The following is a 14341-nucleotide window of genomic DNA, read 5'->3' on the forward strand; positions in this document are numbered from 1 at the left end:
CTGGCGGTGTCGGCCTGGCTGAAGTCGGCAGTGCCCCCGGTTTGGAAGTTCTGCCTGCGCAGGCGCAGTTGCCGGAGTTGCCGCCGTTTGCGATTTCGCTGCTGAGATCAAAAGGGACGGCGAGTGCTGCAGCTGTGGAGCTTGTCCGGCATATTCATGAGCATCTTGATCAATTGTGAATGGGGGATCGGTTAAACGGAGGCAGCCTGAACCAGCGCTGTCCCCCTGAAAAGTTTCATCATTCCCAACGCCTTTGAGGTTTACGATCCTCGCTAAGAGAGGACCCCCGCGCCTCCAGCCCACAGGGAACTGAAAAAATGATCGCGAACCTCGTCAAAGTTGTGATGATCGCCGGCGCGTTGCTGTTGAGCGCGTGTTCGTCGGGTTCTTCAGGGGTGAGCAGTGACCCTTGTTTTTCTGGGGGATGCCAGGCGTTTGGTGACCACACCCCGGGCAAAGCCGCCAAGATGAGTTTTGGGGGCAATGGGCTTGGCAGTAGTTATGGGGAGTATGGTTCGGGGTTGATGCACGACGACTGATGGAGCGTTGGGCTGCTGCGCAGCCCGACGGGAGCAAGCTCCCTCGCCACTGGGGCGGGGGATGCATCGGAACAGTATCAGACCTGAACGTGGCCCGAGCCAAGGATCAGCCGTAGCCCCAGTGTGCCCATGACCACGCCAGCCGTGCGGTCAAACCAATGCTTGGACCGCAGGTACAGCGCGCGCGGGCGCTCGGATGAGAAGGCCAGCGCAACCACGGTGTACCAACCTGCTTCGATGGCGAAGATCGCCGGCAGCAACACGGCAAATGTCCAGGCTGGCGGATCAGCGGGCAAAAACGCTGCAAAAATACTCCCATACACAATCGCCGCTTTCGGATTGCTCAATTGGGTAACCGCTGCGAGGGAGAACGATTTGCGCACGCTCTGCGGTCGCCCATCCGCGGTGGTCGGCACAACAATCGGGCTTTTCGCCGAGCGCCATAGCTGCACGGCGATCCACACAAGGTAGGCGCCGCCCAGTATCTTCAGAATCACGTACAACCATTGCGCCTGGGCCAACAGGGTTTGCAGGCCGAGCAGGCCAAGCCCGCCATACACCACGCCACCCACGCCCATACCCATCGCCGCCGCGAGTGCATCACGGCGGGAGAGGGCGATGGCCGTACGGGTGACGAAGACGAAGCTGAGGCCAGGGCTGGCGGCGCCTACGGCGATAGCGCCGAGGATGCTGATAAGGGGGAGTGTGATGTCCATGGGGGCCCTTGTTTTTATAAGTGATGGAAGGGGCCGGGTTGTCGGTCAACCAGCGGCCTATCCATAACATAACGCTTGCAGCCCGGTGTTTATTCCTCGGGTTTAGTGCCCGCCCTTCATACGCCGTGCGATCAGGTAAATACCCAACCCAACCAGCGCCGTAGCCGCGCCAATATAGCCCGTGCTTGTCCACCCATACCCCGCTGTAATCGCCATCCCACCCAACCACGGGCCTAGCGCATTCGCCAGGTTGAACGCCGCGTGGTTGGACGCCGCCGCCAGGCTCGGCGCTTCATGAGCAATGTCCATCAAGCGGATTTGCAGCGGCGCGGCCATGGCGATCATGGTCCCGACCAGGCCGATGCCCAGCAGGACGCTCCACAGCGAGCTGGCGGCGAAGGTGAAGAAAATCAGCACGGCCATCGACCACACCATAATCCAGCCCACGGCGCGAAATTGCAGGCGATCAAACAGCTTGCCGCCGGCGATGTTGCCGATGATGCCGCCTACGCCAAACGCGGCCAGACCGAATGGAATCCACTGTGGCGAGACTTTGGTCACTTCGAGCATGGTCGGCGCCAGGTAGCTGAACACGCAGAACATCCCGGCAAAACCAATAGCGCCAATCGACAGCGCCATCCACACCTGGGGTTTGGTGAAAGCGCGCAGTTCTTTTCGCGGGTCGCTGCGGGGTTCGTCGTGGCGATCCGGTACGAATTGCCAGACCAGCGCGATGGTGCACACGGCGATGGCGCTGACCAGCGCGAACGCCGAGCGCCAGCCCAGGTGTTGGCCGAGGAAGGTGGCGATGGGGTTGCCGAGCAGCATGGCCAGGGTCAGGCCCATCATCACGCGGGCCACGGCGCCGGCGCGTTTGTCGTTGGGCACCATGCTGGAGGCGACCACGGCGGCAATACCGAAGTAGGCGCCATGGGGCAGCCCGCTGATGAAGCGGAAGGCCACCAGCGAACCGAAAGTCGGGGTGAAGGCGGTGGCGAGGTTGCCCAGGGCATATAGGCCCATCAGCAACAGCAGCATGTGTTTGCGCAGCAGTTTGGCGCCGAGGATGGCCAGCAGCGGGGCGCCGACCATCACGCCCAACGCGTAGGCGCTGATGGCGTGGCCGACCTGGGGTTCACTCAAGTTCAAATTGTGGGCGATGTCGGGCATCAGGCCCATGATGGCGAATTCGCCGGTGCCGATCGCGAAGGCGCCCACGGCCATGGCAGCTTCCATTTTGGCGGCGCTGCGCGCGGGCAGCACGTGCCCGGGTGTTTGCTGGATAGTCATGGGTAACTCTGTTTGGATGAAGTGCACGAAGGACCGTCGCCGATGCTACGCAAGCAGCGGCGAAGGTGTCTAGAACAGCCTTTTGCCGCAGAGTTCAGTTTCATCAAACGGCCTGTGACGCCACGTCGCGCCCGTCAGGCTTGACACTGCCGCGTTAAAACCCGCGATTTAGAGCTGTCAATTGGCCAAACAGCGCATACCGGCCGTTTGCCGTGATATTCTGCGCGCCGTCTTGGTCTAGTCTTTCTCCGGTGCGTACACCCGTATACGTCCCGGCGGTTGGCTGTCGCCCAGGTAGCTGAAGCCAATAATGATAAGAAGTCAGCGCAGAAGGGACATAAAAGTGAGGTCGATACGTCGGCCTTGTGTGCCCACCCTGCGGTCCCCGAATGAATGTGCAAACCCCGCGGTGCGTTGCCTGGCGCAGCGTGATTGAGGGTTGCCCATGATCAGGGGCAGTGGGGCGGATGGCGTTCTATCATAGGTGCTACTGATGTTTAAAAAAGTAAACACTGCCCTGCTGGGGCTGGCTTTGTCGATGGGGATCACCTCCGTTCACGCGGAAGAGGCAAAGAAAGTCGATGTGCTGCTGATCGGCGGCGGCATCATGAGTGCGACCCTGGGTGTGTGGCTCAACGAGCTGCAACCGGACTGGTCGATGGAGATGGTCGAGCGCCTGGATGGCGTGGCCGAAGAAAGCTCCAACGGCTGGAACAATGCCGGTACCGGTCACTCGGCCCTGGCTGAGCTGAACTACACCCCGGAAGACAAGAACGGCAACGTTGAAATCCCGAAAGCGGTCGAGATCAACGAAGCGTTCCAGATCTCCCGTCAGTTCTGGTCCTGGCAGGTTCAGCAGGGCGTCCTGAAGAACCCGCGTTCGTTCATCAACTCCACACCGCACATGAGCTTTGTGTGGGGCGATGACAACATCAAGTTCCTGAAGAAGCGTTATGAAGCGCTGCAGGCGAGCCCGCTGTTCGCCGGCATGCAATACTCCGAAGACCCGGTGCAGATCAAGAAATGGGTCCCGCTGATGATGGAAGGGCGTGACCCGAACCAGAAAATCGCGGCCACCTGGACCCCGATCGGTACCGACGTGAACTTCGGCGAGATCACCCGCCAGTTCGTCGCTCACCTGCAAACTACGCCGAAGTTCGACCTGAAACTGTCGAGCGAAGTGCAGGACATCACCAAGAACGCCGATGGCACCTGGCGTGTCAGCTACAAAAACCTGAAAGACGGCACCAAGACTGAAACCGACGCCAAGTTCGTGTTCATCGGCGCCGGCGGCGGTGCACTGCACCTGCTGCAGAAGTCGGGCATTCCTGAAGCCAAGGAATACGCCGGTTTCCCTGTGGGCGGTTCGTTCCTGGTGACCGATAACCCAACGATTGCCGAGCAGCACCTGGCCAAGGCCTACGGTAAAGCTTCCGTTGGCGCACCGCCGATGTCGGTTCCGCACCTGGACACCCGCGTGCTGGATGGCAAGCGCGTGATTCTGTTTGGCCCATTCGCCACCTTCTCGACCAAGTTCCTGAAAGAAGGCTCGTACCTGGACCTGCTGACCAGCACCACCACCCACAACATCTGGCCAATGACCAAAGTCGGTATCCGCGAATACCCACTGGTCGAGTACCTCGCCGGCCAACTGATGCTGTCGGATGACGACCGCTTCAAGGCGCTGCAAGAGTACTTCCCGAACGCCAAGAAAGAAGACTGGCGCCTGTGGCAAGCCGGTCAGCGCGTGCAGATCATCAAGCGTGACGAAGAGCAGGGCGGCGTCCTGAAACTTGGTACCGAAGTGGTCAGCTCCGCCGACAACACCATTGCAGGCCTGTTGGGTGCATCGCCAGGCGCGTCCACCGCGGCTCCGATCATGCTGACCGTGCTGCAGAAAGTGTTCAAGGAACAGGTTGCGTCCCCGGCCTGGCAGGAAAAGCTGCACCAGATCGTGCCGAGCTACGGCACCAAGCTGAACGACAGCCCTGAAGCTGTGGCTAAAGAATGGGCCTACACCGCCAACATTCTGCAGCTGACGCCTCCACCAGCGATTCCGCAGCTGACTGCGCCTAAAGCCACCGAGGCTGCCAAGCCTGCGGCTGAGCCAAGCAAGCCCGCTTCTGACCTCGCACTGTAAGACGTGGGTGAGGTCCTGACTCAGGACCCCGCCGATGTGAAAAGCCCGCTGAACCGGTAACGGTCAGCGGGCTTTTTGTTGGCTGCGGATCAAGCGTCTTCAGTCCGGTTCACGTCCAGGTAGGGCTGGATATCCACGGCATCAATCAACTCGTCGGGCAAGTAACGCCTGGCGTACTCAAGGTAGATGCCCGAGCGCAGGAACAGGTCGAAAATCTCCGGGTCGATGTGCTGGTCTTTTTTCATGCCCACCATGATCTTGATCGCCTCGGATAACGTCTTGCCCTTTTTGTAGGGACGGTCGGCGGCGGTCAATGCCTCGAAGATGTCCGCGATCCCCATCATGCGTGCCGGCCAGCTCATTTGCTCGCGGGTGAGGCGTTTCGGGTAGCCGTTGCCGTCCATTTTTTCATGATGGCCGCCGGCTATTTCCGGGACGTCCTGGAGGTGGCGCGGGAACGGCAGTTTTTCCAGCATGCTGATGGTCTGGATGATGTGTTCGTTGATCTTGTAGCGCTCTTCTTCGGTCAGGGTGCCGCGGCCGATACACAGGTTGTAAAGCTCCCCGCGGTTGTAGAGGTGTTCCGGGACCTTGACCTTGAAGCCGTAGGGATTGTCGTCACCCAGGGTGTCGCGGCTGCTGCGCGGGAACAGGTGGTCGGGACGATCGGCCAGCAAGGGCTCCATCACCGGAAGCGCTGCCTCGGCCGAGCGTTGTTTGCGGGCAGTTTCATCGTTGGAAATGCCGATACGATCCGACAGTGTCCGCCGCCACGTGCAGGTGGCCAGTTTCTGCATGCGTTCGACGCGGTCCGGCGCCATGAACTCTCCGCCGATATTGGATTGGGCAACAAAGGCGAAATCGTCATCCAGTTGCGCGAGTTTTTCAGTCAGTTCGGTGTGCAGTGTTTCGGTAGGGCCGCCGGCAGCGATACCCTTCCAGTAATCGAGTTCGGCGTCGCGCTTGAGCACCTCGAAGCGCATCCGCACTTCATGGATGCGGTCGTACAGCGTTTCAAGTTTGGTGGCTTTATCCACCACGTATTCGGGCGTGGTGACTTTGCCGCAGTCGTGCAGCCACGCCGCGATATGCAACGCCTCCCATTGCTCTTCATTGAGTGCGAAATCCTTGAGTGGCCCGTCTTTTTCATTGCAGGCCGCGTGCGCAAGCATCTTGGTCAGCTCGGGTACGCGCTGGCAGTGGCCGCCGGTGTAGGGACTCTTGGCATCGATCGCGCCGGCAATCAGTTGGATAAACGACTCCAGTAAAGTCTTCTGCTCGTCGATCAGGTGTTGGGTGTTAAGGGCGATGGCGGCGGTGCTCGACAGTGCTTCGACGAAGGCCATGAGCGAGGGCGTCAGTCGGCGTTCGTTCTCGTCTACCAGCAACACGAGGGCGCCCAGTAACAGGCCACTCCGGTCCTTCAGCGGTAAAGCCCAAAGCGTCAGTGACGTCTGGATATCCCCCAGAAAACCAAAGTGAGTCTGCAGTTGTTCCCGGCTTAACCGCTCAGGCTTGGCCTGTGGCGTATTGAGCGCCCGTACCAGCGGGTGGCTCGGGTTATCGGCCAGTTCAATCGGCTTATCCCCGGCTGTTTCCTGTAACTCATTGCCCCAACGCACTCGCGCCACTTTCAAGTGGCTGGCATTGGCATCAGCCAGATAGATCAGGCCGCCTTTAGCCCCGGTGGTCCCTTGCATTTCCATCAACAAACGCGCCAGCAGGTTCTGGAAGTTAGTCTCGCTGGACAGCACTCTCGAGAGCTCCAGAAAGTGCTGAATGGTGGATTTCATACTGTCCATGGCGTGCGCCAGGTCGATGACTTCGGCGATGTTCGATTTAACCGGGGCGGAGGCCTCGAAGTTGAATTGTTCTATCTGTGTGGCTTGGCGGGTCAACGCCGCCAACGGCCGGGATGCCGCCCGGGACATTGCCAGGGCCACAAGGATGCTCACGGCCAGAAACGCCAGGGAGATGAACAAGCCGTGATTGCGGGTGGCTATGGCACTGGCCATCAGCTCCCGATACGGCGTGGTCATCCATAACGAAAGGTTTTGCGTACCCGCCAACGGCAGTTCAACACGCATGCCTTGCCATTCGCCATCGGCAGTACTGAGGCTCAATTGGTCGTTGTGCTGTGCGGTGGCTGCTGCCACAAATTGTCGAGTCACTGGCAGGCTCAGTTCATCAAGATGCGCCAGGCGATTTTCACCCTTCCCGGTGGCGATCAGCCGCGAGCCTTTTTCAGAACTGATCACCTCGTTTTTTGTATTGAGTACGGTCAGGTGTGAACCCGGGGTTATTTTGGTCGACAGCAACAGTTGGTCGATCGAGTGCAGGCTGATATCGATGCCAGCCACCCCGGCACCATTTTGCGTAGGCTGAGCAAAACTGACGCCCACCTCCTCGGTTCCAAAAAACGGGTAGGGTGGTGTGACAAATAAGGTTCCTGCGGATTTCGCGCCTGTGTACCAGCTGCGTGTACGGGGATCGAACTGATTGGTGGGGTCGGGCCGGCGCTCCATGACGGACAGGTTGGCATTCAGATAAAGGTACTCGCCGACGGGTCTGCCACCCTGTGCCTGTATGTTCTGCAGGGTCCAGGCGGTACCCGGTGGCGGCGCAAGCGTGGGGTCCTGTGTCGGGTTTTCATTCCCGCGGAACAACATGAAAAAGTCGCCATTGCCATACCCCATGTAAACACCCCGGACCGCCGGCTGCGCCTTCAGCATCGTCACCAGAAACGGGAGGCTGTCGAGGCGTGCATCCAGTGTGGTGGCGCTCATCAGCCGTTGCTGTGACAGCAGGCCAACGGTGAGTTCGGCGGGCCCATACAGGCTTTGCAGCTCTTTGAGGGTGAGTTGCCCGGCGATCTCAAAGCGCGAGCGCGCTTCATCGGCCATGAACCGCTTGGTCTGGAGGAATTGATAGCTGAGGTTGATCAGTGCAAAGATCAGCAGCAACCCGACGAACAGGTAGGAAATATGCACGTAAAGGGGGACGCGACGAGATGGCATTTTGCAGCAACCCTTCGAAATTGCTCGTCGTGTGACTATAGGTCGTATTTGCGGGGCCAGGAGTGCGTGGAGGCCCGCCGAACCGAGAACGGCCGGCGGCCTTTTTCCAGGATTTAGCGTTTGGGCGGTGCCACGGGCGGCAACTCGACCTCCCGTTCTGCTGCCGCCAAGGCCGCTTTCAGTCCCTCTTTATCCAGCGCAACACAGTACGCAGGCTTGGCGCGTTCAAACCGCCAGCTTTCATCCAGCCCGCCGGCGTCCACCGCGTCGAAGCCAAACTCGTCCAGCAAGGCAATCACGTGCGCCTTGGCGACCGGATCATCCGCCGCCACCGGGAGCGCACGCCGGTCGGGTGCGCCGCGGCTGCGGGCATCCTGGGTCAACTCAGGCGCACGGATGGCGTTGAACGCCTTCACCACTGTCGACTGCGACAGGTGCTCGGCCACCAGCCGGCTGGTGGTGGTTTCAAAACGGTCGAGCACAGGAATGCGCCCATCGCGATCCGGGTAGTAGTTGTTGGCATCCATCACGATTTTGCCTTCCAGCCACTGCGCCGGCACGCTGGGGTAATGCTCGAACGGAATGGCCAGCAGCACCAGTTCGCCAAATTCAGCCGCTTCCTGCGCCGTGCCCACTTGAACGCCACGAATGCCGCTCACCACGCTGCTCATCGTCTGGGGGCCACGGGAGTTGCTCAACATCACTTCATGGCCGGCTGCCAATGCCAATTGCGCAACGGCACGTCCGATAAAGCCTGCTCCGATGATGCCAATGTTCATGTCGGTGCTCCTGAATTGAGAGAGTGGTTATGATGATTGGCTACTGGATGAGGATAAATGGCCGTTCTGGGCTTGGTGTTGTTACTGGGAGTGGTGAATGATGGACCGCCTTTCAAGCATGAGTGCCTTTGTGATGGCTGCCGAGCTGGGTTCTTACGCCCGTGCGGCGGAGCGCTTGAGCATGTCGCCGCAGATGGTGGCCAAGCATGTGACGGCCCTGGAGCAGCGGCTGGGTGCCCGCTTGCTCAACCGCACCACCCGTCGGCAAAGCCTGACGGAGCTGGGAAGCGCGTACTACGAGCGCTGCAAACACATCCTCACAGAGGCTGAGGCGGCGGACTCCCTCGCCCAGATCATGCATGACACGCCGCGGGGCACGCTCAAGATCAGCGCCCCGGTGACCTTTGGCTCCTACAGCCTGATGCCATTGGTGACCGGGTTTTTACGGGACAACCCCGAGGTGGAAATCGACCTGCACCTGACCGACCGGTTTGTCGACCTGGTGGAGGAGGGCTACGAAGTGGCGTTCCGCATCGGCCCTCTGGCGAACAGCAGCCTCACCGGCCGGCCGCTGCAGCCCTACCGCCTGGTGGTCTGCGCGGCACCAAAATACCTGGCCGAGCGCGGCACGCCGCTGATTCCTGCAGACCTTGAACACCACGAATGCCTGGGATACGCCTACTGGTCGCGCCCGGTCGATCGCGAATGGTCGTTCTACCAGGGCGCCGTCTTGCACAAGGCGCAGGTCACCAGTCGCCTGCACGTGAATGAGAGTCGGGCCTTGATGACTGCGGCGCTGGATGGTTTTGGCATTGTGCTGGGGCCTGAGGATTTTTTACGCTCGGCCCTGAAACGCGGCGAACTGGTGCGCGTGCTGCCGGAATTTGAAGCGCCAAGCCGACAGATGCATTTGCTTTACACCGCGAACCGCCAGCGCACCGCCAAGCTGCGGCAATTCATCGATGCGGTACTGCTGCGTTTCGGCCCGGCCTAGACGCTGAAGCCGGTTTTGACCTGCTCATACACATGCAGCGCCAACAGGTTGCTGCTGTCGCAAAGCAGGTACAGGTGATGCACCGGCAAAGGGGGCAATTCAACCCCCGCAATCTCCCGCGTCAATCCCTTGCCCATCCGGCTTTCTTCTACCAACCCCACCGCCATGCCACTGCGGATGCACGCTTCAACGGCGGGTGAGCTGGCGCTTTCCAACAGCACGCGATAGTAAGTGCCGTGCTCCTTCAGCGCCCGAATCGCCGCGGCACGATAAGGGCAGCCGGTCAGTTGCACGGCAATCGGCAACGGCGCCTGCGATGGATAGCTGAAGTGTTCGGCGGCGACCCACAACGGCTGGATCTCTCCCAGGCGCTCGCCTTGTTCCAACGGCTGGGCGCTGACAATCAGGGCCAGATCCAGCTGCTGGCTGCTGAACAAGGTGAACAGTTCGCCGCTGGAGCGTGCTTCCACCTCCAATTCCAGCAGTGGGTTGTCGGCGACCAGGCGGGGCAGGAAGTCCTGCATGAAATCCGGCGCGTACGAGTCAGGCAGGCCCAGGCGGATTTTGCCCTGCATGCGTTGCGGTGTGAGGGATGCCAGCAAGCGGTCATGGCTCTTGAGGAATTCGGTGGTTTCACCCAGGAGTTTCCTGCCGTACATGGTCAGCTCAACCCCTTGGTTGCTGCGGTTGAACAGGCGTTGGCCGACCTGGTCTTCGAGTTTTTGAATCTGGGTGGTCACGGTCGAGGCACTGCGGTGTACGTGGTTGGCGGCTTCGTTGAATCGCTGGAAGCGGGCCACCGCGTGGAAGGTGCGCAACAGGTCGATGTTCAGTTGCTTGCTCATAATTCCACTTTTATGGATTAGTAGTGCGGCTTATTCAAATATACAGAATCATGCGCAGCACTTAGCCTTTCGGTCAATCACGCGAACCGGAGGCTCAATGAAGCGATCGACCTTAGGGCTGCTGCTGTTACAGACAGTCTTCGTGCTGTCGTGGAGTTCGGGCTTTATCGGCGCGAAATTGGCGGCCCGGAGTGATGGGGTGTTCAACGTGCTGTTCTGGCGTTTTTTGCTGGTGTCTGTGTGCCTGGCGCTGTTTTTGAACGTGCGGCTGCTGAAGGTTTCCCGGGCCCGGATCCGCCATCACGCGGTGGTCGGTTTTCTCTCGCAGTTTCTCTATTTGACCTGTGTCTATGTGGCGATCCAGAACGGATTGCCGCCGGGGATTGCGGCGATCATCGCGGCCTTGCAACCGTTGATGACGGCGGCTTTGTCATCGGGCAGCGTGAACGAGCGCAGTGGCGGTTGGCAGTGGCTGGGGTTGATGATCGGTTTTGCCGGCGTATCGATTGTGATCTCGGGGCAATACCGCAACAGCGGGGCCGACGTCGGGTGGATCATGTACTTATTGCCCCTGGTGTCGGCACTGGGGCTGACATTGGCCACGCTGTATGAACGACGGTCTGCCCAGGCCCAGTCCGGCGACCTTGCCCTGGCGTTGTTTATCCAGTCTTTATTGACCTTGATCGGCTTTGCCGCCGCAGTGTTATACACCGACACGCTGAGCATTCCCCGGGCTCCCGACGTGTTGATCTCCATCATTTGGCTGACGGTGTTTTCTACCTTCCTGGCTTACCTGAGCCTGTGGATGTTGTTGCGGGTGATGACGGCCACCCACGTGGCGGCGCTGGTGTACCTGGAGCCACCCGTGACATTGGTATGGGCCGCGCTGATGTTTGGCGACGTGATTTATGCATCCACGTATATAGGGATCGCCGTGGTGGTGGCAGGGCTGATTCTGGTGCGTCTGAAACAACCGGCCGCAGCGTGTACTTCTTGAAAAGGTCAGTTTTTCTTTACCTGCCGTCTGCCCGCGGGTTCAGCAACCTGACAGTTGGCACCTGTTAAAAAGTCTTATAGCCAAGCAGGAGCGCGGCTGGAACAAGGGGGCATTTTTTACTGGTGTAAACGCTGGGCGGTGACGCCCGAGGATTCTGTATGTTGTTACGTTATGCGGCATTGGCGGCCCTGGTCGTCGCGGCTTCCGGGTGTGTAGAGGAGCGGGTCGTGCATGATCGACGACCGGTGCAGCGTGAATATGTAGAAGTCGTGGCGCCGCAACCGCCACCGGTGCAGGTCATCGAGGTCGAGCCTGAAGGGCGGCCAGGCTACCTGTGGTCGCGCGGTTACTGGCGTTGGGAAGGCGGGCGTTATGTGGCGGTGCATGGTCACTGGGAGCCGGAGCGTCCAGGCTATCGCTACGTGCATCCGCATTGGGTACAGCGCAGTGATGGCTATCACTGGCAGGGCGGTGGTTGGGTTCGCTGACCGTATTTGCGTGGCTTAAATCGGCTTCTTCGTACCCAGAAGCCGAACTTCCCTGAGCAGCGCCGCGCCCAACTGGCCGGTGCCCAGCTCCTTGTAACCGACCGCTTTTACATCGCCGTTCTCTTCCGCCTGGATGAGGATCACCGGTGTTTCCTTGCCTGTGCCTTCGTCGACATGCATCGCGTATTGCGGGATATCCAGCTTGATCGGCGTGCCTGCCGCCTGGCCTTTCACATTGATCAGAAACGCCGCACAACCGGTATCCACATCCTGGCTGGTGGCGGAGCGGCCGCTGACGAAGCAGGTGGAGGGCAGGTCGGGCCAGGTGATGGCTTCGGCAAGGGCGAGGGAGGGCATCAGCGTCAGGAAAAGTAGCGGAAGTTCGCGCATTTTGGTTCTTCCAGATTTGGGTCAGTAGTCATGCCTATGACGTGGATAGGCCAAAGGTTACGCGAACCGTGAAAGAGAGTTCCAGCCAGCCAGGAGGATTTTGATGCCTGCTTGGCGCAGGCTTGTGTCATCTGATCAATGCTGATCGGTTTGTCGGGGCAACGAATCAGACCTTTCAGCGCTTGAACGCTGACTGTTGTTAGTTGAGGCTCAGGTTTGTTGTTCATGAGTCAGGTCCCTTGGGCAAATTTTTGGATGCGCTGAGTGGCGCTAGGCGGTAAAAAGATAGCCCAACCGCGTTCTTCCCGGCATCGAATACTGATGCTCAAAGAGATACAACATATGACCGACCGCCACCTCATCATCCCCACCTCCATGCAGCCCATCGTCGAGCGCGCCGGCTACGTGCCGGCCGTAAAAGTCGGCAAGACGTTGTACTGCGCAGGCCAGGTCGGCCGCACGGAAAACCTGGAAGTCATCACCGACCCCGAGGCGCAATTCATCGCCGCCTGGGAGAGCCTGCGGCTGGTATTGGAGGAGGGTGGATGTACCTTCGAAGACGTGGTCGACATGACCACTTACCACGTGAACCTGAGCGAGCACATGGCGGTTTTCCGTGAGGTGAAAAACCGCCTGTTCCCCCGAGGGTTGTGCGCCTGGACGGTCATTGGCGTATCAGAACTGGCCAATCCAGGCTTGCTGCTGGAGATCAAGTGCGTCGCGGTTCAGCGCTGACTCACTGCACCACGCGGTAGCACGGCACGTAGGCAGCGCCGCCCGGCAGTTTCATCCGGTGCTGCTCCACAAACGCTTTCAGCAACTCATCCAGCGGTTTCATGATCGCCGGGTCGCCATGAATCTCATACGGCCCGTTTTGCTCGATCAGGCGGATGCCCTTGTCCTTGACGTTGCCCGCCACGATCCCGGAGAACGCCCGGCGCAGGTTGGCCGCCAGTTCATGGGGTGGCAGGGCGTGGCTCAGTTGCAGGCTGGCCATGTTGGCGTGGGTCGGGTCGAACGGACGCTGGAAGCCTTCGTCGATCTTCAGCAGCCAGTTGAAGTGGAACGCGTCGTTGCGCTCGCGGCGGAACTGTTTGACCGCTTTCAAGCCGACGGTCATCTGCCGTGCCACTTCAGCCGGGTCGTCGATGATGATCTGGTAGTGGGCTTGAGCCGCTTCGCCGAGGGTGGCGCCGACAAACGCGTGCAGCTGTTGCAGGTACGGCGCGGCGTGTTTCGGCCCGGTGAGGATCACCGGGAACGGTACGTCGCGGTTGTCCGGGTGCATCAGGATGCCCAGCAGGTACAGGAACTCTTCAGCCGTGCCAGCGCCGCCCGGGAAGATGATGATGCCGTGGCCGACACGCACAAAGGCTTCGAGGCGTTTTTCGATGTCCGGCAAAATCACCAGCTCATTGACGATCGGGTTCGGTGCCTCGGCGGCGATGATCCCCGGCTCGGTCAGGCCCAGGTAGCGCCCGCCGGTAATGCGTTGCTTGGCGTGGGAAATGGTCGCGCCCTTCATCGGGCCTTTCATCACGCCGGGGCCGCAGCCGGTGCACACGTCGAGGCTGCGCAGGCCCAGTTCGTGGCCGACTTTCTTGGTGTATTTGTATTCTTCGGTATTGATCGAGTGCCCGCCCCAGCACACCACGATCTTCGGCTCCACGCCCGGGCGCAGGGTGCGGGCGTTGCGCAGCAGGTGGAACACGTAGTCGGTGATGCCCTGGGAGCTGCTCAGGTCGATGCGCTGGCTGTCCAGTTCGTTTTCGGTGTAGACGATGTCGCGCAGGGCGCTGAACAGCATTTCCCGGGTGCTGGCGATCATTTCGCCATCGACGAAGGCGTCGGCCGGGGCATTCAGCAGTTCGAGGCGCACGCCGCGGTCCTGCTGGTGGATGCGTACTTCGAAATCTTTGTAGGCGTCGAGGATGGTCTTGGCGTTGTCGATATGCGCGCCGGTGTTGAGGATGGCCAGGGCGCATTGACGGAAGAGGGTGTAGATGCTGCCGGTACCGGCTTCGCTCAGTTGCTGGACTTCACGTTGCGACAGCGTTTCAAGGCTGCCTTTAGGGCTTACGGAGGCATTGATGACTTGTCTTTGGGGCATTCTGATTCCCTGAAAGCACAGCCACCGGACCATGGA

Annotated in this window: 14 protein-coding genes; 6 read left to right on the forward strand and 8 right to left on the reverse strand. The window is 60.1% G+C overall.

From position 1 onward, the window contains the following. The first annotated feature begins 317 nt into the window (after window positions 1-317). Window positions 318-539 carry a hypothetical protein gene (locus JFV30_RS05425; RefSeq protein ID WP_201122339.1) on the forward strand — a complete coding sequence of 74 codons (222 nt, stop codon included), beginning with the start codon at window positions 318-320 and terminating at the stop codon, window positions 537-539. Window positions 540-616: 77 nt separating this feature from the next. Here JFV30_RS05425 and JFV30_RS05430 read toward each other — a convergent pair whose 3' ends face one another. Both JFV30_RS05430 and JFV30_RS05435 read right to left on the reverse strand, forming a co-directional pair. After that, window positions 617-1255 (reverse strand): LysE family translocator, encoded by a 639-nt coding sequence (locus tag JFV30_RS05430; protein ID WP_201122341.1) that lies wholly within the window; start codon window positions 1253-1255, stop codon window positions 617-619. 102 nt (window positions 1256-1357) lie between these two features. Beyond that, window positions 1358-2545 (reverse strand): MFS transporter, encoded by a 1188-nt coding sequence (locus JFV30_RS05435; protein ID WP_201122343.1) that lies wholly within the window; start codon window positions 2543-2545, stop codon window positions 1358-1360. Between the two features lie 493 nt (window positions 2546-3038). On the opposite strand from JFV30_RS05435, the gene mqo reads away from it, so the two are divergent. Next, on the forward strand, window positions 3039-4685 hold the full coding sequence (mqo, locus tag JFV30_RS05440) for a malate dehydrogenase (quinone) (RefSeq protein WP_201122345.1): 1647 nt from the start codon (window positions 3039-3041) through the stop codon (window positions 4683-4685). A gap of 89 nt (window positions 4686-4774) precedes the next feature. Here mqo and JFV30_RS05445 read toward each other — a convergent pair whose 3' ends face one another. Together JFV30_RS05445 and JFV30_RS05450 are read right to left on the reverse strand one after the other, a co-directional pair. Then, window positions 4775-7702: an HD domain-containing phosphohydrolase gene (locus JFV30_RS05445; RefSeq protein ID WP_201122346.1), complete on the reverse strand. Its 2928-nt coding sequence runs from the start codon at window positions 7700-7702 to the stop codon at window positions 4775-4777. A 113-nt stretch (window positions 7703-7815) separates the two neighbouring features. Then, complete coding sequence (locus JFV30_RS05450; RefSeq protein ID WP_201122348.1) at window positions 7816-8481, reverse strand: NADPH-dependent F420 reductase; 666 nt, start codon at window positions 8479-8481, stop codon at window positions 7816-7818. 97 nt (window positions 8482-8578) lie between these two features. On the opposite strand from JFV30_RS05450, the gene JFV30_RS05455 reads away from it, so the two are divergent. Next, entirely contained in the window at window positions 8579-9475 is an 897-nt protein-coding gene (locus JFV30_RS05455; RefSeq protein WP_201122350.1) for a LysR family transcriptional regulator, read from the forward strand. On the opposite strand, the gene JFV30_RS05460 is transcribed toward JFV30_RS05455, so the two are convergent. Further along, the gene (locus JFV30_RS05460) at window positions 9472-10320 is read right to left on the reverse strand and encodes a LysR substrate-binding domain-containing protein (RefSeq protein ID WP_201122352.1); all 849 of its coding nucleotides are present in this window, start codon (window positions 10318-10320) and stop codon (window positions 9472-9474) included. The two genes, JFV30_RS05455 and JFV30_RS05460, sit on opposite strands and share 4 nt — an antisense overlap. Before the next feature lie 97 nt (window positions 10321-10417). Between JFV30_RS05460 and JFV30_RS05465 the strand changes: the two genes are divergently transcribed. Beyond that, window positions 10418-11317, forward strand: coding sequence for a DMT family transporter (locus JFV30_RS05465; protein WP_201122354.1), 900 nt, complete (start codon window positions 10418-10420; stop codon window positions 11315-11317). Between the two features lie 158 nt (window positions 11318-11475). Beyond that, on the forward strand, window positions 11476-11805 hold the full coding sequence (locus JFV30_RS05470) for a YXWGXW repeat-containing protein (RefSeq protein ID WP_169387457.1): 330 nt from the start codon (window positions 11476-11478) through the stop codon (window positions 11803-11805). A gap of 15 nt (window positions 11806-11820) precedes the next feature. On the opposite strand, the gene JFV30_RS05475 is transcribed toward JFV30_RS05470, so the two are convergent. Both JFV30_RS05475 and JFV30_RS05480 read right to left on the reverse strand, forming a co-directional pair. Beyond that, window positions 11821-12195, reverse strand: a complete 375-nt coding sequence (locus tag JFV30_RS05475; RefSeq protein ID WP_201122356.1) for a hypothetical protein — start codon at window positions 12193-12195, stop codon at window positions 11821-11823. After that, entirely contained in the window at window positions 12168-12422 is a 255-nt protein-coding gene (locus JFV30_RS05480; RefSeq protein WP_201122358.1) for a hypothetical protein, read from the reverse strand. The genes JFV30_RS05475 and JFV30_RS05480 overlap by 28 nt, the downstream gene beginning before the upstream one ends. 115 nt (window positions 12423-12537) lie before the next feature. Between JFV30_RS05480 and JFV30_RS05485 the strand changes: the two genes are divergently transcribed. Beyond that, window positions 12538-12930, forward strand: a complete 393-nt coding sequence (locus JFV30_RS05485; RefSeq protein WP_010176260.1) for a RidA family protein — start codon at window positions 12538-12540, stop codon at window positions 12928-12930. Between the two features lies 1 nt (window position 12931). On the opposite strand, the gene ppnN is transcribed toward JFV30_RS05485, so the two are convergent. Further along, a complete protein-coding gene (gene ppnN / locus JFV30_RS05490; RefSeq protein WP_003218868.1) occupies window positions 12932-14305 on the reverse strand; it encodes a nucleotide 5'-monophosphate nucleosidase PpnN in 1374 nt (457 codons plus the stop codon). Between the last annotated feature and the right edge of the window lie 36 nt (window positions 14306-14341).

Source organism: Pseudomonas sp. TH32 (assembly GCF_016650855.1).
GTDB lineage: Bacteria > Pseudomonadota > Gammaproteobacteria > Pseudomonadales > Pseudomonadaceae > Aquipseudomonas.